This is a genomic window from Streptomyces sp. NPDC034103, assembly GCF_055575395.1.
Map to the genome: position 1 here is coordinate 45452 of NZ_JBVISS010000008.1, position 19073 is coordinate 64524.

At 72.4% G+C, this 19073-nt stretch carries 18 protein-coding genes; 9 read left to right on the forward strand and 9 right to left on the reverse strand.

The window, feature by feature from the left end:
• The first annotated feature begins 114 nt into the window (after positions 1–114).
• The gene (locus ACZ56U_RS18745) at positions 115–783 is read left to right on the forward strand and encodes a class F sortase (protein ID WP_469085106.1); all 669 of its coding nucleotides are present in this window, start codon (positions 115–117) and stop codon (positions 781–783) included.
• Between the two features lie 30 nt (positions 784–813).
• On the opposite strand, the gene ACZ56U_RS18750 is transcribed toward ACZ56U_RS18745, so the two are convergent.
• Together ACZ56U_RS18750 and lysX are read right to left on the reverse strand one after the other, a co-directional pair.
• The gene (locus ACZ56U_RS18750; RefSeq protein WP_469085107.1) at positions 814–1662 is read right to left on the reverse strand and encodes a polysaccharide deacetylase family protein; all 849 of its coding nucleotides are present in this window, start codon (positions 1660–1662) and stop codon (positions 814–816) included.
• Between the two features lie 89 nt (positions 1663–1751).
• On the reverse strand, positions 1752–5030 hold the full coding sequence (gene lysX / locus ACZ56U_RS18755) for a bifunctional lysylphosphatidylglycerol synthetase/lysine--tRNA ligase LysX (protein WP_469085108.1): 3279 nt from the start codon (positions 5028–5030) through the stop codon (positions 1752–1754).
• 89 nt (positions 5031–5119) lie between these two features.
• On the opposite strand from lysX, the gene ACZ56U_RS18760 reads away from it, so the two are divergent.
• On the forward strand, positions 5120–5581 hold the full coding sequence (locus ACZ56U_RS18760; protein WP_469085109.1) for a universal stress protein: 462 nt from the start codon (positions 5120–5122) through the stop codon (positions 5579–5581).
• Between the two features lie 6 nt (positions 5582–5587).
• Here ACZ56U_RS18760 and ACZ56U_RS18765 read toward each other — a convergent pair whose 3' ends face one another.
• Positions 5588–6406 (reverse strand): alpha/beta fold hydrolase, encoded by an 819-nt coding sequence (locus tag ACZ56U_RS18765; protein ID WP_469085110.1) that lies wholly within the window; start codon positions 6404–6406, stop codon positions 5588–5590.
• Between the two features lie 72 nt (positions 6407–6478).
• On the opposite strand from ACZ56U_RS18765, the gene ACZ56U_RS18770 reads away from it, so the two are divergent.
• Positions 6479–6952, forward strand: a complete 474-nt coding sequence (locus tag ACZ56U_RS18770) for a MarR family winged helix-turn-helix transcriptional regulator (protein WP_469085437.1) — start codon at positions 6479–6481, stop codon at positions 6950–6952.
• 26 nt (positions 6953–6978) lie between these two features.
• Here ACZ56U_RS18770 and ACZ56U_RS18775 read toward each other — a convergent pair whose 3' ends face one another.
• Positions 6979–8136 (reverse strand): CapA family protein, encoded by a 1158-nt coding sequence (locus ACZ56U_RS18775; protein WP_469085111.1) that lies wholly within the window; start codon positions 8134–8136, stop codon positions 6979–6981.
• Between the two features lie 203 nt (positions 8137–8339).
• Here ACZ56U_RS18775 and ACZ56U_RS18780 point away from each other — a divergent pair, with 203 nt between their 5' ends.
• The 4 genes from ACZ56U_RS18780 (at position 8340) to ACZ56U_RS18795 (ending at position 11330) form a co-directional block, all read left to right on the forward strand.
• Complete coding sequence (locus tag ACZ56U_RS18780) at positions 8340–8885, forward strand: sigma-70 family RNA polymerase sigma factor (protein WP_469085112.1); 546 nt, start codon at positions 8340–8342, stop codon at positions 8883–8885.
• A gap of 176 nt (positions 8886–9061) precedes the next feature.
• Positions 9062–9571 (forward strand): hypothetical protein, encoded by a 510-nt coding sequence (locus tag ACZ56U_RS18785; RefSeq protein ID WP_469085113.1) that lies wholly within the window; start codon positions 9062–9064, stop codon positions 9569–9571.
• Positions 9572–9742: 171 nt separating this feature from the next.
• On the forward strand, positions 9743–10396 hold the full coding sequence (locus tag ACZ56U_RS18790) for a zf-HC2 domain-containing protein (protein ID WP_469085114.1): 654 nt from the start codon (positions 9743–9745) through the stop codon (positions 10394–10396).
• Positions 10397–10460: 64 nt separating this feature from the next.
• Entirely contained in the window at positions 10461–11330 is an 870-nt protein-coding gene (locus tag ACZ56U_RS18795; protein ID WP_469085115.1) for a hypothetical protein, read from the forward strand.
• Here ACZ56U_RS18795 and ACZ56U_RS18800 read toward each other — a convergent pair.
• Genes ACZ56U_RS18800 through ACZ56U_RS18810 form a run of 3 tightly spaced genes read right to left on the reverse strand, consistent with a single transcriptional unit; the run spans position 11323 to position 15609 of the window.
• A complete protein-coding gene (locus tag ACZ56U_RS18800) occupies positions 11323–12186 on the reverse strand; it encodes an Fpg/Nei family DNA glycosylase (RefSeq protein ID WP_469085116.1) in 864 nt (287 codons plus the stop codon). The two genes, ACZ56U_RS18795 and ACZ56U_RS18800, sit on opposite strands and share 8 nt — an antisense overlap.
• Before the next feature lie 31 nt (positions 12187–12217).
• Positions 12218–14293 (reverse strand): SpoIIE family protein phosphatase, encoded by a 2076-nt coding sequence (locus ACZ56U_RS18805; RefSeq protein ID WP_469085117.1) that lies wholly within the window; start codon positions 14291–14293, stop codon positions 12218–12220.
• A 59-nt stretch (positions 14294–14352) separates the two neighbouring features.
• Positions 14353–15609, reverse strand: coding sequence for a DUF6777 domain-containing protein (locus ACZ56U_RS18810; RefSeq protein WP_469085118.1), 1257 nt, complete (start codon positions 15607–15609; stop codon positions 14353–14355).
• A gap of 81 nt (positions 15610–15690) precedes the next feature.
• Here ACZ56U_RS18810 and ACZ56U_RS18815 point away from each other — a divergent pair, with 81 nt between their 5' ends.
• Positions 15691–17115 (forward strand): lipase maturation factor family protein, encoded by a 1425-nt coding sequence (locus tag ACZ56U_RS18815; protein ID WP_469085119.1) that lies wholly within the window; start codon positions 15691–15693, stop codon positions 17113–17115.
• Here ACZ56U_RS18815 and ACZ56U_RS18820 read toward each other — a convergent pair.
• Entirely contained in the window at positions 17103–17234 is a 132-nt protein-coding gene (locus ACZ56U_RS18820; protein ID WP_469085438.1) for an amidohydrolase family protein, read from the reverse strand. The genes ACZ56U_RS18815 and ACZ56U_RS18820 overlap by 13 nt on opposite strands.
• Positions 17235–17473: 239 nt before the next feature.
• Between ACZ56U_RS18820 and ACZ56U_RS18825 the strand changes: the two genes are divergently transcribed.
• On the forward strand, positions 17474–18817 hold the full coding sequence (locus ACZ56U_RS18825) for an amidase (RefSeq protein ID WP_469085120.1): 1344 nt from the start codon (positions 17474–17476) through the stop codon (positions 18815–18817).
• 7 nt (positions 18818–18824) lie between these two features.
• On the opposite strand, the gene ACZ56U_RS18830 is transcribed toward ACZ56U_RS18825, so the two are convergent.
• Positions 18825–18977: a hypothetical protein gene (locus ACZ56U_RS18830; RefSeq protein ID WP_469085121.1), complete on the reverse strand. Its 153-nt coding sequence runs from the start codon at positions 18975–18977 to the stop codon at positions 18825–18827.
• Between the last annotated feature and the right edge of the window lie 96 nt (positions 18978–19073).

Sequence of the window (19073 nt, forward strand, 5' to 3'; positions counted from 1 at the left end):
CGGACGGGGGCACCACCCGTTCGCCTTTGTCGCGTCGCCGGTTCCGTCCGCGGTCCTTAGCGTTCTCGTATGCGCGAGTGACGGGGCGACGGCCGCGTCGAGAGGGGAAGTCGAATGTCTGCGTCCGAGCTGGCCGAGCTGGCCGAGGAGGAGGAGCGGCGGAAAAAGCGTGCTCCTTGGGGCGTGATAGCGCTTGTTCTGCTGACCGGCCTCGCTCTCATTCGAAATGGTTCGGGAGAGTTCGACGTGGGTCCGCCGCAGCCGGCGACCGCCGCTGCGGCGGACAGCCGTGTTCCCGGCACCTTCGCCGGATCGGTGGCGCCGCTGCCGTACTCCCTGCCGGACCGGGTGCGGATCCCCGCGATCCAGGTGGACGCACCGGTCATGCCCGTCGGCCTGGACGCCGACGGCTGGGTGGCCGCGCCGCCGCCGGAGGACGCGAACCTGGCCGGTTGGTTCACCGGCGCCGTCTCTCCCGGCGAGAAGGGCACGGCCGTCGTGGTGGGCCATGTCGACAACAAGATGGGTCCGGCCGTGTTCTACGGACTCGGGGCCCTGAAGAAGGGCAATCGCGTCGAGGTGCGGCGCGGGGACGGGAAGACGGCCGTTTTCGAGATCTACGGCATCGAGGTCTTCGAGAAGGACAACTTCCCCGGCGACCGCGTCTACGGTTCCAAGGGCACCGCCGAACTGCGGGTCATCACCTGTGGCGGCGGTTTCTCCAAGCAGAGCGGTTACGCGGGGAACGTGGTCGCCTTCGCCCGCCTGGTCGAGGTCCGCTGAGCGTTCCCCGACCGGGCGGGTGGGCCCTGTCTACACGTAGCGCCGTCGAGGGACGGTGATGTGGTAGCCGGAGTCCAGCAGCTGCGGGAGATAGTCGCGCAGCGCCCGGACACTCTGGGAGCGGTCGCCCCCGGCGTCGTGCGAGAGCACCACGACGCCGGGGGCGGCGCCGTTCTCGACCCGGCCGACGATGGTGCGGGCGGCGGGGGCGGTCCAGTCGAGGGTGTCGACGGTCCAGGCGAGGGGCTCCATGCCGAGTTCGGCGCCGAGCTGGAAGGCGGCGCGGTTCCAGGCCCCGTAGGGCGCGCGGAACCACTGCGGGCGTTCGCCGTACGCCTCCTCGATGACGTCGCAGGTGCGTTCCATCTCGGAGCGGATCCGGCCGCGGGTCAGGCGGGTGAGCAGGGGGTGGGACCAGGTGTGGTTGCCGACGACGTGGCCCTCGTCGGCCATGCGTTCCAGCAGCTCCTTGTTGTCGACCGCCATCTCCCCGCACACGAAGAACATCGCGCGGACGTCGTAGTGCGCCAGGATGTCCAGGATGTGCGGGGTGTAGCGGGGGTCGGGTCCGTCGTCGAAGGTCAGCACCATGGTGCGGCCGCGTCCGGAGACCTTCAGCAGCGGCTCGCGGCGTACCAGGGTGCGGCGGGGGGCGGTGCGCGGCGGTCCGTAGCCGGTCAGGGGCTGGAGCCGGTACGCGGAGGGCTGGAGCGGGCGGCGCGCCTGGGGGCCGGGGGCGGGGAGCGCGGGCCGCGCCGGGGTGTCGCCGGTGCCCGCGGCGAACAGTGCGGCCGTGCCGGCCGCCCCGACAGCGGCGGCGCCGGCGAGCAGGGCCCGGCGTCGCGAGAGCAGCCGGGTGAGCAACTGATCCTTCGTCATGACTCATCAGTCGCCCGAACCATGGCCGACGCACCAGGACATGACCGGTGCGGCGGCAGGAAAACACCCGCCCGGCCCAGGGCTCGCCGTCAGCGGCGGCGCACCAGGGGGAACGGCAGCGTCTCTCTGATGGTGCGTCCGGTGAGGAACATGACGAGCCGGTCGACGCCGATGCCGAGGCCTCCGGTGGGCGGCATCGCGTACTCCAGGGCGTCGAGGAAGTCCTCGTCGAGCTCCATCGCCTCGGGGTCTCCCCCGGCGGCGAGCAGCGACTGGGCGGTGAGGCGACGGCGTTGCTCGACGGGGTCGGTCAGCTCGGAGTAGGCCGTGCCGAGTTCGGTGCCGAAGGCGACGAGGTCCCAGCGCTCGGCGAGCCGCGGGTCGGTGCGGTGCTGCCGGGTGAGCGGGGAGACGTCGGTGGGGAAGTCCTTGTAGAAGGTGGGCAGCTGGGTCCGCTCCTCGACCAGCCGCTCGTACATCTCCAGGACGACGTCGCCGCGGGTGTCGTCGGCGGTGTACGGCACGCCCGCGCGGTCGCAGTGCCGGTGCAGCCGCAGCAGTTCCGTGTCGGCGTCGATCTCCTCGCCCAGGGCCTCGGAGATCGCGGCGTGGACCGTCTTGACGGGCCACTGGCCGGAGATGTCGTACTCGGTGCCGTCCTTGCGGGCGACCGGCGTGCCGAAGGCGGCGGTGGCGGCGCCCTGGATCAGTTCGCGGGTCAGGTCGAGCATCACGTCGTAGTCGGCGAAGGCCTGGTAGGCCTCCAGCATCGTGAACTCGGGGTTGTGCTTGTAGGAGACGCCCTCGTTGCGGAAGGTGCGGCCCATCTCGAAGACCTTCTCCAGGCCGCCGACGCACAGCCGTTTCAGGTACAGCTCGGGGGCGATGCGCAGGTACAGGTCGAGGTCGTAGGCGTTGATGTGGGTGGTGAAGGGGCGGGCGTTGGCGCCGCCGTGGATCTGCTGGAGCATCGGGGTCTCGACCTCGAGGTAGCCGCGCTCCAGCAGGCCCTGGCGCAGGGCCTGTACGGCGGTGGAGCGGGCGCGGACCACGTCGCGGGCCTCGGGGCTCGCGACCAGGTCGAGGTAGCGCATGCGGACCTTGGCCTCGGGGTCGCTCAGGCCGCGGCGTTTGTCGGGGAGCGGGCGCAGGCACTTGCCGGTGAGCTGCCAGGTGGTGACGAAGACGGTGGGTTCGCCCTTGTCGCTGGTGCCCGCCGTGCCCGTCGCGGTGATGTGGTCGCCGATGTCGCTGTCGGCGGTGAAGCGGGGCAGTTCCGTGCCCGACAGAGCGCGGGTGAGGGCGAGCTGGTGGTCGCCGGACCAGTCACGCAGGGTGACGAAGACGATGCCGCCGAAGTCCCGCACGCGCATGACCCGGCCGGCGACGGTGACCTCGTCGCCGTCGCGGACGTCCGCGAGGGCGTGGGTGCGCCGCGGGATGCCGACCGGGTAGGGGTCGATGCCCTCGGCGCGCAGTCGGTCCAGCGTCCGGTGCCGGATGCGGGCCTGCTCGGGCAGGCCCGCATCCGGGCCGGCGGACCCGGCCTCGTCCCCTCCGGCGAGGCCGAGCGCCGACAGCGGCGGCAGGCCTTCGGTGGTGGCCGGCCGCGGTCCCGCTTTCGGGTGCCCTTTTCCCCAGAGTTTGCGCAGGGAGGGTACGGAGACGAAGCCCTCGGCGATCCCGGAGGCGAGGCCGATGCGGGCGAGGGCGCCGGTCTCGCCGTAGCAGATGAAGCGTGGGTACCACGCGGGGCGGTACTTGGCGTTGGAGCGGTACAGGGCCTCCAGTTGCCACCATCTGGAGAAGAACAGCAGCAGGCGGCGCCAGAGGCGCAGCACGGGTCCGGCGCCGATGCGGGCGCCCTCCTCGAAGACCGAGCGGAAGACGGCGAAGTTGAGGGAGATCCGGCGTACGCCCAGTTTGGGGGCCACCGCGCACAGTTCGGCGACCATGAACTCCATGACGCCGTTGGGTGCGCCGCGGTCACGGCGCATCAGGTCCAGGGAGACGCCGTCGGTGCCCCAGGGCACGAAGGACAGCAGGGCGAGGAGGCTGCCGTCCTCGTCGAGGGCCTCCACCAGGAGGCAGTCGCCGTCGGCCGGGTCGCCGAGGCGGTCCAGGGCCATGGAGAAGCCGCGTTCGGTCTCGGTGTCCCGCCAGGCGTCGGCCTTGTCGACGATGGCTTCCATCTCCGCGTCGGTGAGGGCGCTGTGGCGGCGGACGCGGCAGTGGGCGCCGGTGCGGCGGACCCGGTTCACGGCCTGGCGGGTGACGCGCATGTCGCGTCCGCCGAGGTCGAAGTCGGTGACGTGCAGGATCGCCTCGTCGCCGAGTTGGAGGGCGCCGAGTCCGGCGCGGGCGTAGGCCGTGGCGCCGTCCTCGGAGGCGCCCATCGCGGCAGGGGCCCAGGCGTGCCGGCGGGCCGCGTCGAGCCAGGCGTCGATGGCGTGCGGCCAGGCCTCGCGGTCGCCGACGGGGTCGCCGCTGGCGAGGCAGACGCCGGCCTCGACGCGGTAGGTGACGGCGGCCTTGCCGCTGGGCGAGAAGACGACGGCTTTGTCGCGCCGGGTGGCGAAGTAGCCGAGGGAGTCGTGCTCGCCGTAGGCCTTCAGCAGGGCCCTGATCCGGGCCTCCTCGTCGCCGTGCAGGGCGGCTTCCATGCGCTGGGAGCGGAAGAGGGTGGCGGCGGCGTTGAGGAGGGCGAGCGCGCCGAACAGGCCGAGGAGGAAGAACAGGGGGTGCGGTGGTTCGCCGTCGAAGGAGCGGGCGGGGACCAGGCCGCCGCAGACCCGGTTGGCGGCCCACAGCAGCCGCTGACCGCGTGGCAGGGTGCCGGGAAAGAGCTCCAGCAGGCCCCAGCCGACGAGGATGCCGAGGGCGAGCCCGGCCAGCAGGACGAGGACGGCCCGGCGGACGGCGGCGCGGCGGGAGGCGCCGTAGAACTCGCGGCGGGCGACGACGAGCAGGGCCAGCGCGAGAGCGCACACCACGAGGGAGGGGAGGGAGTCGGCGTAGAGGCCGACCGCCACGCCCAGGGCGTCGACGAGGACGAGCAGGCCCAGGTAGACCACGACCAGCCACCAGGCGACCTTCTTGCGGGCGGCGGTGGCGCCGGCGAGGAGGAAGAGGAAGACGGCGTAGGCGAGGTTGGCGCTGACCGGGACGATGAGCAGGTCGAGGAGGCGGACGACGGGCCGGAGCAGCCGGCGCAGCGGGGGGATCAGCGCGAGCAGCAGGCACAGCAGTCCGAGGGCCCCGAAGAAGGCCGCGAAGCCTTCCGGCACCCTGCCGAGGAGGCCGCTGCCGGGCCGCTTGTGTCGGCCCTCGGTGTCCTTGGCCGGTCCGGCCTCGACGGTGGCACTCATGTTCCGACTGTAGGAACAGCCGGGCCGCGCCGCCCGTCGGGAGGGCCCGGCCACGGGTGGGACCTGGGGTTTCCGATAGCCTCCCTGCCGTGACGGAACAGCACTCGCACCGGTTCGAGCGGGGCACGGACGGGCCGAAGGTCATCGTGGTCGGGGTGGACGGCTCCGACTCCTCCCTCCGAGCGGCGGCGTACGCCGGTGGCCTGGCCCGCCGCCAGCACGCGCTGCTCGCGGTCGTGTACGTGCAGCCGGTGATGGCGGCGGGAGCGGCCCTCGGGGCGCCGGTCGCGGAGACGACCGACGAGATCGCCGAGGACCTGGTCGCGCAGATCCGGGAGGCGACCGAGCGCACGAAGGGGATATTCGACGTGCGCTGGGAGTTCCACACGTTCCGTGGTGACCCGTACAGCGGTCTGGTGAAGGCCGCGGACGAACTCACGGCGGACGCCGTGGTGGTGGGCGCCTCCGAGCAGGCCGGGCATCGGATCGTCGGCTCGGTCGCGGTGCGACTGGTGAAGGCCGGACGGTGGCCGGTGACCGTGGTCCCGTAGGACCGTTCAGAGGGTGCGGAGGAAGTCGAGCAGGATCTCGTTGAACTGCTCGGGCTTCTCCATGTTCGGGTAGTGCGAGGTGTCCTCGATGAGTACCGAGCGCCCGTCGGGGACGGTACGGGCGAACCTCTCCGCGTCGGCCAGCAGGTCGGGTGAGTCGAGAGCACCGTTGACCATGAGCACCGGGACGTCGATCTTCGGTACCCGGGGCCAGGTGTCGGTCAGGGGGACGTGCCAGTTGTGCTCGCCCGGGGTGTGTTTGGCGATGGTGTGCAGGGCCATCTCCTGGACCCGTTCCAGGATGGTGGGGTCGACGTCGTCGACCGTGCGGTTGACGCCGGCCACCGCCTCCAGGAACACCTTCAGCCAGCCCTCGATGTCACCGGCGTTCAGGGTGCGGGCGGACTCGGCCACGAACTGAAGGGTGCGCGGATCCGAGTACTGGAACTCGCTGACCGTGGCACCGCCGAGGACGACCCCTCGGACGAGCTCCGGGTACTCGATCACCGTGTCGCTCGCGACGGCCGCGCCCATCGACACACCGACCAGCACCGCGGGGCCGGCGTCGAGGTGTCGCAGCAGGCCCGCGAGGTCGTCGGCCCAGCGGAAGGGCTCGCTCGCGTTGGCGGACCAGCCGTGGCCGCGGATGTCGGCCGCGACCACCCGGTACCCGGCCGCGGCGACGGCCGGTATCTGTGCCTCGAAGAGGCGGTGGTCGGTGTAACCGGAGTGGAGCAGGACCACGAGGTCGCCCGTACCGATGTCGCGGTAGGCGAGGTCGCCGTCGCTGGACGTGAAATAACTCAGTTCCGAAGCAGCTGTCATGACAACCAAGGTGTCATCTTCTGGATACTTTGACAACCTGGTTGTCATGATGGGCCGGTGCATGATGTCCTGGTGAACGACATCGACGCGCCCCTGCCCCCCGACGAACTCGGCCATCGGGTCAGCGAGGTGTTCGACCTGATCGGCGCGCTCTACCGGCGCGGCCTGCGCAAGCTGGAGCAGGGCGAGGAGATCGAGGGGGTCTCCGTCGGCGTGCGCTCCGTGCTGGTCCTGCTGCACCGGTACGGGCCCATGACGGTTCCCCAGATGGCCCGGCTCATGACGCTGACCCGGCAGTTCGTGCAGCGCATGACCAACGACGCGCTGGCCCGGGGCTGGGCCGAGACCGCGCCCAACCCCGCGCACCAGCGGTCCTCGCTGATCCGGCTCACCGGGGACGGCGAGGCCGTCGTCACCGCGGTCCTCGACCGCGAGCACGCCCTGAACCGGCAGGTCGGCGGCGAGCTGACCGAGGCCGAACTGCGGGCGTGCACCCGGGTGCTGAAGGAGATGCTGCGCACCTTCGACCACGCCGACGCGGAGTGACCCAGGGCCTGTTGTGAGAGAGAAGACTAGCGCCCCATCGTCAGCCCGTCCTTCGCCGCGCCCCTGCTGAGCACGACCTCCCGGATGCGGTCGCGCACGCCGGTCAGCTCGGCACCCGCCGCGATCGCCTCGTTGAGGTTCAGCGCCCGGCCGGCGTCGACGTCGAACAGTTGCGGGACGAACTCGGCCTTCCTCACCTCCCAGCGGCCGCCCGGCTTCACCGGCGCGGCGAAGGTGAAGCGGCCGATCGTGGACTGGTTGCCGCGTGGGTCCTGGGCGCCCTCGTGGTTGAACATCTCGCCCGCGATCTGGTCGCCCATGCCGTAGATCACCCAGGTCCCGTTGACCTTCTCGTACGCCTGCGGGACGTGGGCGTGGGTGCCGAGGATCAGGTCGATGTCGGGGCGCCCGGCGGTGCGGGACGCGGTGAGCGAGCGGGCCAGGGTCAGCTGCCGGTCGTCGGGGGCGTCCTGCCATTCCGTGCCCCAGTGCACGGAGACGACGACCACGTCGGCACCGGCCCGCCGGGCGGCACGGGCGTCGGCGAGGATCTTGTTCTCCTCGACGAGACCGACGGCCCAGGGCTGCCCCGGCGGCAGCGGGTAGCCGTTGGTGTCGTAGGTGTACGCGAGGTGGGCGACGTTCGCGGTGCCCGCGCGCAGGATGGTGACCGTGCCCGCCTCGGCCTCGGTGCGCGCGGAACCGGCGTGTCTGACCCCTTCGCGGTCGAGTGCGTCGAGGGTGCGGCGGATGCCGTCGGCGCCGTCGTCGAGGCTGTGGTTGGAGGCGGTGGAGCAGCCGTCGTAGCCGGTCGCGGCGAGGCCCTTGGCGACCTCGGGCGGGGACTTGAACGCGGGGTATCCGGTGTAGTCGCCGTCGGCGCCGTAGACGGTCTCCATGTGACACAGCGCCAGATCGGCGCGGGAGACGACCGGTTCGACGCCGGCGAGCATCGGGCGGAAGTCGTAGCCGGTACCGCCCGCGTCGAAGCGGGCGCGGTCGATGATGGAGCTGTGCGGGAGGACGTCGCCGGAGGCGACGAGGGTGAAGCCGCGCGGCCCATCGGCGGACGGGGCCGGGCGGCCGGGGTGTTCGGGTGGGTCCTGGTGCCGGGCCTGGCAGGCGGCGCCCGCGGCCAGGAGGGCCGTGAGGGCCAGGGCCACCTGTCGTCTGCGTGCAATCATCGGCTCACCCCTCTGTAATCATATTTCCTTACAAATAGGTACGAAGATGAGCACAGCCGCAAACTGCCCGGGCCTGTTCATTCGCCCGATGGGCGAGGCGGAGGGAACCGTTCGTCGTACCGTTCGTCGACGCGATCGACCGTCCGCCGCAGATCCGGGTAGATGGCCTGTCCCTCACGGTCACGCTGCGATGCCATACGGCCATGACGGCCGGAATCACACTCACGAACGCGACGACCGCCGAGCACGAGCTCGCCGCACTGCAGCGGGAGCACGGCCGGCCCCTCTTCGCCCTGCTCCTCCGGCTGTGCGACGGGGACCGGCAGCGCGCCGAGGACCTGGTGCAGGAGACCCTCGTACGGGCCTGGCAGCACCCCGAGGCGCTGCGCGCCGACGACTTCGAGTCCGTCCGGCCGTGGCTGCTGACCGTGGGACGGCGGCTCGCGATCGACGCGCGGCGGGCCCGGCAGGCGCGTCCGCCCGAGGTCGGGGACGCGGTCCTGGAGAACGCGCGGGTGTGCGCGGACCACGCCGAGCGGGCGGCGGCGGGCATCGACGTACGCGAGGCTGTGAAGACACTCACTCGGGAGCACCGTGACGTCCTGGTGCTCGTGTACTTCCAGGGGGCGAGTGTGGCGGAGGCCGCGGAAGCCCTCGGGATTCCGCCCGGTACCGTGAAGTCCCGCGCGTACTACGCGCTGCGCGCCCTGCGCCGGGTCCTCCCGGGATACGCGGCCGACCTGCGGTGAAACTCATGGTGCGGCAAAGGCTCCGTAAAGTGCCTTGCTGACGACCATGGTTGAGTAATCGGCTGTCTTCATCCGTGTTCCCGGACGGGGTCCGACGCGGCAGGTGGGAATCCCGCGCCAGGCCCCCGAGGCCCGGTAACGGGCGACGCGCACGCACCGGAGGAAGGCAGGAAGGGATGCTGCACAGAGGTCAAGAGAGCACGGACGGCGGCGGCGAACTCACCGTTCCCATGGCCTGGTTGTACGCCGAGTACATCGCCGACGAGCTGCTGCGGACCGGCGATCTGATGCCGCCGACGTCCTTCGAGTTCCGTGCCGGGCGCGACGCGCTGGCGCTGACCATCTTCCTGGCCGACACCGACGGCGAGCTCTCCGGCATCCGGGTCGTCACCCAGCTGGAGACCTGGCTGTCCCTGACCGCGTACGACCAGCCCTGGCAGGACTGGGTGCGCGAACGCATGGCGGTGCTCGCGGCCGAGGTGATGGATTCCGAGTCCCCCTCCCCCGACCTGGACCTCGCCGAGCTGGCCTGGCAGTGGCTGGAGGAGACCGAGCTGCTGGCCCCCGACCTCAACGCGGTACCGGGCGGCGGACCGGGCGTCGGAGAGGACGAGGGCCCCCAGGTGTGGACGAAGGCCTGGCAGCTCGGACTGCCGCTGGGGCACCTCGCGATTCACCTGTTCTAGCCACGAACGCACGGTCCCGGACTTTTTTCGGACGGGACCAATCCTCGCTCCGGCCCGCTCCGAATCCCTTGGTTGCGATTCTGTGCGGTGCTTGAGTGATTCGGCGGTCCGGTGCGTACGGGTGGGAGCAAGGAGTGACCCCACCCCCACCCAACGGCACGAGGATTCCGCATGAGGTCCCAGGAGAGGCATCGCGACGTCGCCGCGTACGCGCTCGGCGTGCTGGACGAGGCGGATGCCTTCCGCTTCGAGGATCACCTCATGGAGTGCCCTCGGTGCGCGGCTTCCGTCACCGAATTCGGCCCCATCACCCGGCAGTTGATGCTGTACCGGCGCTCCACCCCGCAGTTCGTCAGCCCGCTGGCCCAGCCCGGCCCCCGGATGCTGGACCGGCTGCTCTCCGAGGTCGGGACGCGCCACCGGACCGGCCGCAGGCGGTTCCTGTGCGCCGTGGCGGCGACCGTGGCCTTCGCGGTGGCGGGGCCCGGCGTCGTGGTCGCCGCCGGCCGGGGCGGTGACGGCGCCTCGCGGATGGAGGCGACCGACGCGCGCTCCGGCGTATGGGCCCAGGTCACCGCGGCGGACGAGACCTCGGGCACCCAGGTGGAGCTGAAGGTGAAGGACGGGGCGGGCCCCCGCACCTGTCGGCTGGTGGTCGTCGGTCACGACGGCTCCGAGGAGACCGTCACCACCTGGGGCGTCCCGCGCCACGACGCCCGTGAGCTCGTCATGAACGGCGCCTCGTCCTACCGCTCCGACCAGATCGCCCGGTACGAGGTCCGCACCATGGACGGCGAGCGACTGGTGACCCTGAAGTCCGCCTGAGCCCGAACGCGCGAGACGGTTCCCACGTCTCAGGAACGACATCCGTTCGGTCCTGGGGGAACACATGCGTACACGCGCCGCCCGCACCATCGGCCTGCTGGTCCCACTCGCCCTGCTGCTCGCGGGCTGCGGCGACGAACACGGCTCACGCGCGCAGACGCGCGGCTCCGAGTCCCGCGCCCGGAAGGTCGCCGAGGCCTGGGACGGCTCCCGGGCGGCCGAGGTGTGGCGCGCCGGGTACTACCCGATGGCCGACGTCGTCCAGCTGCCCGACAACGCCTTCCGCAACGACGCCGACAAGCAGGCGTATCTCACCCGGAACATCGTCCTCGACGCCGAACTGCCCACCGACGCCCCCGGGAAGGGCACGGTGCAGTGGCGCGGCGGCGGTTCCCTCACCCTGCCGCTCATGGACGCGAGGAAGGCCTACGACAGCGTCGCCCTCGGCGGCGGCCACGACGGGCCGCGTCTGACCGTGACCAAGGCCGAGCTGGGCAGGGCCACCCTGGTCACGAGCCGGGGACCGGCCACCGTCCCCGCCTGGCTGTTCACACTGAAGGGCTACGACACCCCGCTCAAGCGGGTCGCCCTGGAACCCTCCGCGCTTCCCGAGCCGCCGATCGGACCCGCGAGGGAGAGCCCCACGGACTGGCTGATGCCGCTCGAACAGCTCGTCGGAACCGACGCGGACGGCCGGTCCGTCACCGTCCTCGCCGGGCACGGCGCCTGCGACGACGGGCCCGTGGTGCGGGTCCTGGAGACCGCGGGCAGCGTGGTGCTCTCCGCGTCGGTCACCGGGACGGACGACGGCCCCTGCACCAGCGAGCTGCTCATGGAGAAGGTGACGGTGAAGCTGAAGCGCGCGCTCGGCGACCGGGTGCCGCTGGACGCATTCACGGGCGCGCCGCTGCCCTCGCCACGCCGCGCTACTTGAGCAGCCTGGACATCCTGCGGTCCGCCAGCGGTCTGCCGCCCGTCTGGCAGGTCGGGCAGTACTGGAGCGAGGAGTCGCTGAAGGAGACCTCGCGGACCGTGTCGCCGCACACCGGGCAGGGTTCACCGGTGCGGCCGTGGACCCGCAGGCCGCTCTTCTTCTCGGCCTTCAGCCGGCCGGCCGCCAGTCCGCGGGAGCGCTCGACCGCCTCGCTCAGGGTGGTGCGCAGCGCCTCGTACAGCCGTGCCGTCTCCTGCGGGGTGAGCGACGCGGCCAGTTTGAAGGGGGACATCCGCGCCACATGCAGGATCTCGTCGCTGTAGGCGTTGCCCACCCCGGCGATCAGGGACTGGTCGCGCAGGGCCCCCTTGAGCTGCCGGCGCTCCCTGGCCAGCAGCTCCGCGAGGCGGGCCTCGTCGAAGTCGTCCGCGAGCGGGTCGGGGCCGAGCCGGGCCACGCCGGGGACCTGCCGCGGGTCCGCCACGACGTACACCGCGAGGCGCTTCTGCGTGCCCGCCTCGGTCAGGTCGAAGCCGGCGCCCGTCTCCAGGGCCACCCGCAGGGCGAGGGGGCCCTTGCCGGGGCGCGGTGGGCCGTCCGGGAGCCGGTCCTTCCAGTGCAGCCAGCCGGCCCGGGCCAGGTGGGTCACCAGGTGCGGGCCGCCGTCGGTGACGAGGTCGAGGAACTTGCCGTGCCGGTGCACGGCGGTGACCTCGCGGCCCTCCAGGGCGCTCGCGGGCGGGTCGTAGGTCTTCAGGACGCTGATCGCCACGGGCAGCACCCGGACGATCTCGTGGCCGACCAGGTGGTCGGTGAGGAAGTCCTTGAGCGCTTCGACCTCGGGGAGTTCCGGCATACGTCCAGAGTGCCACCGGTGACGGCTGTGCTCAGCTCCGCTGGGGCACCTTGAACTCGCACCACAGGCACTTGCCGCCGCCCCGCGCCTCCACGCCCCACACGTCGGTGAGCAGGTCGACCAGGAGCAGGCCGCGCCCGGAGACCCCGGATTCCCCGGCCTCGCGGCGGCGGGGCAGCGCGCTGGAGGAGTCCTCGACCTCGACGCGGAGCCGGCGGTCGGTGCCGGCCAGGACCCGCAGGGTGACGATGGCGGCGCCCTCGGTGTGCATGAGGGCGTTGGTGATCAGTTCGTCGGCGACCAGCTCGATCTCGTCGGCCCGGTCCTCGGCGCCCCAGGCCCGCACCGCGGCGCGGATCATGTGCCGGGCCTCCGTCAGCGCCTGCGGGTCGCCCGAGGCCACGTGCTGCTGGAGCCGGCCGCCGGACCGCGGGGTGTCCAGGCCCCGGCGGCGCAGCAGGAGCAGGGCCACGTCGTCGTCGCCGCCGCGTTCCTCGGCCACGTCGATGAGGCGGTCGGCGAGGTCGCGGACGTCGGCGGGGCCGGAGGCGATGAGCGCGGTGAGGGTCCGCATGCCGTCGTCGAGGTCTGCGCCGGGCTGCTCGACCAGGCCGTCGGTGCACAGCAGCAGGGTGTTGCCGGGGTCGAGCTCGATCGTGCCGACGGGGTACTCCAGGCGCCCGAACTCCGCCGACAGCCCGAGCGGCAGCCCGCCCTCGACCGTGACCCGGCGGCAGCTCCCGTCGGGCCGGCGCACCAGCGGGTCGATGTGGCCGGCCCGGACCACCTGGACGACCCCGGTGGCGAGGTCGGCCTCGGCGTACAGGCAGGTCGCGAAGCGGTCGGTGTCCAGTTCGTGCAGGAAGACGGAGGCGCGTGCCATGACGGTGGCGGGGGTGTGGCCCTCGGCGGCGTAGGCGCGCAGCACGATCCGCAGTTGGCCCATGACGGCGGCGGCGTGCGTGTCGTGGCCCTGGACGTCGCCGATGACCGCGCCGACCCGGCCGCCGGGCAGCGGGATGAGGTCGTACCAGTCGCCGCCGATGTCCCGGCCCAGGGACGCCGAGCGGTAGCGGACGGCGACGTCGGCGCCGCGCACGCTGGGGATGGTGCGCGGCAGCATGGCCTGCTGGAGGCCGGTGGCGAGGTCCTTCTCCTGCTCGTAGAGCATGGCCCGCTGAAGGCTCTGGGCGATGCTGGAGCCGAGGGCGACCAGGACGTTGCGGTCCTCGGGCGAGAAGCCGCGCCGGTTGCTGTAGAGCAGGCCCATGGCGCCGATGGGCCGGGCCTGGGCGATCAGCGGGAGGTAGGCCGCCGAGGTGATGTCGAGGCCGGTGATGTGCGGCCACAGCAGCGGGTAGCTCTCGGCGAACTCCTCCGGTGACTCGATGAACCGCGGGGTCAGGGTGCGCACGACCTCGCTCATGGGGTACGGCTCGTCGATGCGGGTGACGTCGGTGCCGGGGACGAAGCTGCCCGCGGGGCCCTCCGCGATCAGCCTGATCCGGCCCGCCTCGACCAGGCCCATGACGAGGCTGGTGGCGCCGAGGTGGGTCAGGCCGTGGGTGTCCTTGAGGACGTCGATGACGTCGTCGACGGTCCGGGCGTGGGCGAGGGCGGCCGTGGTGAGCTGGACGACGTTGGTCTGCTCCTGGCGGGCGGCGTCCTGGCCGGCCTGTTCATGGCGGGTCCTGAGGTCGTCGAGTTCCTGGGTGGCGTCCCGGACGATGCCGACGATCCGGCGCGGGCGGCCGGTCTCGTCGCGCCGGATGTAGCCCTGGGTGTGGGTCCAGCGCGGCGAGCCGTCGCGGCAGCGGATGCGGAAGTAGGTGCCGTAGTTCTCACTGCCGTCCTTCATGGCCTGGGAGACCAGGCCGTCCAGGCGGTAGGCCTCGGGGGCCGGGACCCGGACGGCGAGGGTCTCGGGGTGGCCGTCGTATTCGTCGGGGCGCAGGTCGAACACCTCGTGGGCCTGGGCGTCCATGTGGAACAGACCGGTGTCCAGGTCCCAGTCGAAGCTGCCCATGCGGTTGAGCGCCAGGATCGGGTCCGGGTGGGCGGGCCAGTCGTCCGGGAGTGACAGGGCGCTCGCTCCCCGATCAACCATGGGGCCACCTTGCCAGGATTTGTCGGATTCTTCGACTGCTGGGTGCCGACGGAGGGGGTTCAGCTCTCGAGTACGGCGGTGGGGCTGTCGAAGATGCTGCCGGTGGTCCTCGCCTCGTCGGGGGCGTCCGGGATCAGACCGCCGCCGTCGGGCACGTCGGGGGTGTCCGGGACGGTGTCGGGACCGGTGTCGGGACCGGTCTCCGCGGTGTCCGAGGGGGCCTGGACCGTCGGTCTGTCGGAGGGCGTCGCCGTGACTGTGACGGCGGGGCAGACGGGGTCCTCGCGCACGGGGACGCCGGGAGTGGGGACACCGGGGGTGGCCGTGACGGTCGGGGGCGCGCAGTCGGGCGTGACGGGGTCCGGCGTGGGGCTCTCGCCGGTCGCGAAGGGGCTGTCGGTGCCTTCCGGGCTGATGCCGGAGGCGCTCACGTCGGTCGCCGAGGGAGTTGACGGTGCCGGCGTGTCCGGCGTCGGGGGCGGTGTCGACGGCAGCGGGGCCGGCGGCGGTACGACGTGGTCGTGCCGCGTGTCGTGCCCGCAGCGCCGCTCGATCCAGGTGTGGTCGACGACGTCGATGATCGTGAGGTGGGTGATCACCGTGGGCGCCGGAGCGACCACGACGACCTGCCCGTCCCGGTAGCCGGACCAGGGCCGCCCGCTCGTGACCGCGGCGTGCGTCGCCCGCGCGGGCGCCAGCGGGTTGCCGCAGGCGCAGCGGACCCGGGGCACGCCCCGGTTGTCGACGAGGACGGCGGTGCCGGCCTGGAGGACGGACTGGTAGCCGGTGACGTGCCCGTCCCGGTAGCCGTGGTTGGTGACCCGGGTGTCGGCGCGCAGCACGACCGAGGTCAGCGAGCGCAGGTACGTCGGGATCGACCCCGGCGAGATCCCCGCCGCCCGCGCGAAGGACCGGCCCTTGGCCCGGTCCGCGGACAGCTCGCCGATCTGCCGGTCCACGTCGCAGCTGCCGGAGCGGACCGTGCCGCCGTACAGGCCGGGTGTGCCGCCGGAGATCGACCGCACCTCCGAGCGCGCCGGTTGCTGCGTTCGGGTGACGGGCGCGGCGGTGGCCGTCGAGGTCGCCGTGGAGTCGGTGAAGGGGTCGGGCCCCTGGGCGGCGACGGGCTCCAGGAGGACTTCCCCGCCGGATGCCGTGCCCTTGCCGTCGGGGCCGGCGCAGCCGGCGACGATCAGTGCCGCCGAGAGCGCGCAGGCCGTGACGAAGGTCCCGGTGAACGTACGCACCGTGTTCTCCCGCACCGTGTTCTCCCGCCTCGTGCCGAGCAGTTCGTCACCATGGTCTGCTTCACTCACTTGGGTCACGCAACCGGAGGCCCGGTACACGGAGCGTGACGCGGGCTTCGGCGTGACAATGGCAGGGAGGAGCACCTGACCGTGGACTGGTTCACCGCACCCGACTACTGGCTGAGCCGGCTGGTCCTCCAGCGGGCGCTGGCCGGTGTGTACCTGGTCGCGTTCCTGACGGCGGCCCTCCAGTTCCGCGCGCTGCTCGGCACGAGGGGCCTGCTGCCCGTCCCCCGGTACGTCGAGCGGGTTCCCTTCAGGGCGGCGCCGAGCCTGTTCCACCTGCACTACTCGGACCGCTTCTTCGCGGGGTGTGCCTGGACGGGCTGCGCGGTGTCGGCGGCGCTGCTCGCGGGCCTGGACGCACGGCTGCCGCTGTGGGGCGGCATGCTGCTGTGGCTGGTGCCGTGGGCGCTGTACCTGTCGATCGTCAACGTGGGCCAGACCTGGTACGGCTTCGGCTGGGAGTCCCTGCTGCTGGAGGTCGGCTTCCTCGCGGTGTTCCTCGGCAACGACGAGGTGGCGCCGCCGGTCCTGGTGCTGTTCCTGCTGCGCTGGATCCTGTTCCGGGTGGAGTTCGGCGCGGGGCTGATCAAGATGCGCGGCGACGCGTGCTGGCGGAAGCTGACCTGCCTGGACTACCACCACGAGACACAACCGATGCCGGGCCCGCTGAGCTGGTTCTTCCACCGTCTCCCGCGGCCGCTGCACCGGGTCGAGGCGGGCGCGAACCACGTCACCCAACTCGTCGTCCCCGTGCTGCTGTTCACCCCGCAGCCGATCGCCACGGCCGCCGCGTCGCTGATGATCGTCACCCAGCTGTGGCTGGTCCTGTCGGGCAACTTCTCCTGGCTGAACTGGATCACGATCGTGCTCGCCGTCTCGGCGCTGGAGCTCCCGGGTGACCCGCCGCGCCGGGTGCCCGAGACCCCCCTCTGGTACGAGGTCGTGGTCCTGGCCGTCTGCGCTCTGATCGGGTACCTCAGCTACCACCCGGTCGCGAACATGGTCTCCCGCCGCCAGGTCATGAACCGCTCCTTCGACCCGCTCCATCTGGTCAACACCTACGGGGCGTTCGGCAGCGTCAGCCGGTTCCGCTACGAGGTGGTCGTCGAGGGCACGGCCGAGGAGGTGCCGCGCGAGGACTCCGACTGGCGGGAGTACGAGTTCCGGGGCAAGCCGGGTGATCCCCGGCGCTGGCCGCGCCAGTTCGCCCCGTACCACCTGCGCCTGGACTGGCTGATGTGGTTCGCCGCGCTGTCGCCGTCCTACGCCGGTTCGTGGTTCGGCACCTTCGTGGAGCGGCTGCTGGAGGGCGACCGCGCCACGCTGAGGCTGCTGCGCCGCTCACCCTTCCCACCCGACGCTCCGCCCCGGTACGTCCGCGCCCGCCTCTTCCGTTACCAGTACACGACCTGGCGCGAGCTGCGGGAGACGGGCGCGTGCTGGAAGCGGACCTACGTACGGGAGTACCTGCCGCCGACCAGGCTGGCCGGGGTGGCTCACAGGTCGTAGACGCGGGCGGCGGTGGTCTCGAAGATCCGGGGGTCCTCGCCCACCAACCGATGGGCGACGTCCAGCACTTCGGCGTACGTGGCCGTCGCGAGGCACACGGGCCAGTCCGAGCCGAACATGGCCGGGTCGGCGCACACCTCGTCGACGGACCGTCCGAGCACGTGGTGCCTGAGTGCGTGGATGGCGGCCACCTGGACCTCGTTGCCCCGCCCGATGGTGAAGCAGCGACCAACCGGCCGGCTGGACCGACAGCACCCCTCCGCCACCGGCCGGGTTCCCCCTCCCCCCTCTCGACGTGGCGCCGGAGCGCAGGCACAGTTCTCCCTACGTACTCGCCAGTACACCCCGAGGAGCGCTCGTGACCAGCTGGATCGGCCGGACCGCCGCCGAGATCGCCGCCGCCGTGCGAGAGAGGCGGGCCACGCCCCGCGACGTGGTGGCCGAGCATCTCGCCCGGATCGAGCGGCTCGACGGCCGCGTCGGGGCCTTCCGGACGGTACGGACGCGGGCGGCGCTCGCCGAGGCGGACGAGGTGGGCGCGCGCGGCGATCTGGCCGGGCTGCCGCTCGCGGGAGTGCCGATCGCCGTCAAGGACAACCTCGCCGTGCGCGGCGAGTCCAAGCGCGTCGGCTCCGCGGCCACCCCGGACACGCCCGCCGCCGAGGACCATGTCACCGTGGCCCGGCTGCGGGCGGCGGGAGCGGTGGTGGTGGGCCTGACGAACGTGCCCGAGCTGTGTGTCTTCGGTACGACCGAGGGCGTCCACGGCACGGCCCGCAACCCCTGGGACACCACCCGCACGGCGGGCGGCTCCTCGGGAGGCAGCGCGGCCGCGGTCGCCGCCGGGCTGGTGCCGATCGCCCTCGGCAACGACGGCATGGGCTCGCTGCGCATCCCGGCGGCCAACTGCGGCCTCGTCACCATCAAGCCGGGCCACGGCGTGGTCCCGGCCGGTGTCAGCGACGGCGACTGGTTCGGCATGTCCGAGAACGGCCCGCTCGCGACGACGGTCGAGGACGCCCGGCTGATGCTCGGCGTCCTCGCGGACGCGGAGTTCACCGGTCCGGCGCAGGCGGGCATGCGCAAGGTCGCGCTCTCGCTGCGCAGCCCGATCGCCGGGATCGTCGTCACCGGGCCGTACACGACCGCCGCCCGTCAGGCGGCAGAGGTCCTGATGAAGTCGGGCCACCAGGTCCGCCGCGCCGACCCGCCCTACCCGGTGTCGCTGAGCCTCACCTCTCTCGCCCACTGGACGGCGGGCACCTCCCAGGACGCGCGGGGCCTGGACACCCGTCGGCTGGCGCGCCGCACGCGCGTGCACGCGGCGGTGGGCCGCCGGTTCGTGAAGAGCGTGAGCACCGGCAGGAGCCGCGAGGAACTGCGCCGCCGTCTGGAGCCGTTCTTCGAGGAGTACGACATCCTGCTCACCCCGGCCCTGGCCCGCCGCTCCCCCCGGTCGCAGCCGTGGCACGAGCGCGGCTGGCTCCGCAACGTCCTGGCCAACACCAACTACTCGCCCCTGACCCCGCCCTGGAACCTCACCGGCTGGCCCGCCATGTCCGTCCCCTTCGGCTCCCTGCCCTCCGGCGCCCCCGCGGCCGTGCAGCTCGTGGGACGCCCGGGCTCGGAAGCGGCCCTGCTGGAACTCGCCGGGCAACTGGAGAGGCTGCGTCCCTGGCAGCGGACGGCTCCGCTGGACTGAGGGCCGCTCAGCCCCAGCCCGGCGGCAGGAGATCCCAGGAGCTGCGGCCGACCCATCGGCCGAAGGTGACCGGGGGCGCGCCGTGGAGGTGGTCCGGGGAGAACGGCACGATCAGATCGCTGGTGGCCCGGCCGTCCACGGCCGCCCCGCCCGCGCTCACTTCCAGCAGGTACGCGCGGTACGCGGCGGGAGGGAGATCCCCAACTCCCGCTCGGCCTCGGTGACCTCGGCCTCGGTCAGGGGTGGCGGTATCGGC

Coding starts and splice junctions, on each gene's coding strand:
- ACZ56U_RS18800 (WP_469085116.1), bottom strand. CDS start 12,186: ATGCCGGAACTCCCCGAGGTCGAAGCGCTCAAGGACTTCCTCACCGAC.
- ACZ56U_RS18765 (WP_469085110.1), bottom strand. CDS start 6,406: ATGACAGCTGCTTCGGAACTGAGTTATTTCACGTCCAGCGACGGCGAC.
- ACZ56U_RS18780 (WP_469085112.1), top strand. CDS start 8,340: ATGACGGCCGGAATCACACTCACGAACGCGACGACCGCCGAGCACGAG.
- ACZ56U_RS18790 (WP_469085114.1), top strand. CDS start 9,743: ATGAGGTCCCAGGAGAGGCATCGCGACGTCGCCGCGTACGCGCTCGGC.
- ACZ56U_RS18775 (WP_469085111.1), bottom strand. CDS start 8,136: ATGATTGCACGCAGACGACAGGTGGCCCTGGCCCTCACGGCCCTCCTG.
- lysX (WP_469085108.1), bottom strand. CDS start 5,030: ATGAGTGCCACCGTCGAGGCCGGACCGGCCAAGGACACCGAGGGCCGA.
- ACZ56U_RS18820 (WP_469085438.1), bottom strand. CDS start 17,234: ATGTTCGGCTCGGACTGGCCCGTGTGCCTCGCGACGGCCACGTACGCC.
- ACZ56U_RS18745 (WP_469085106.1), top strand. CDS start 115: ATGTCTGCGTCCGAGCTGGCCGAGCTGGCCGAGGAGGAGGAGCGGCGG.
- ACZ56U_RS18750 (WP_469085107.1), bottom strand. CDS start 1,662: ATGACGAAGGATCAGTTGCTCACCCGGCTGCTCTCGCGACGCCGGGCC.
- ACZ56U_RS18795 (WP_469085115.1), top strand. CDS start 10,461: ATGCGTACACGCGCCGCCCGCACCATCGGCCTGCTGGTCCCACTCGCC.
- ACZ56U_RS18785 (WP_469085113.1), top strand. CDS start 9,062: ATGCTGCACAGAGGTCAAGAGAGCACGGACGGCGGCGGCGAACTCACC.
- ACZ56U_RS18805 (WP_469085117.1), bottom strand. CDS start 14,293: ATGGTTGATCGGGGAGCGAGCGCCCTGTCACTCCCGGACGACTGGCCC.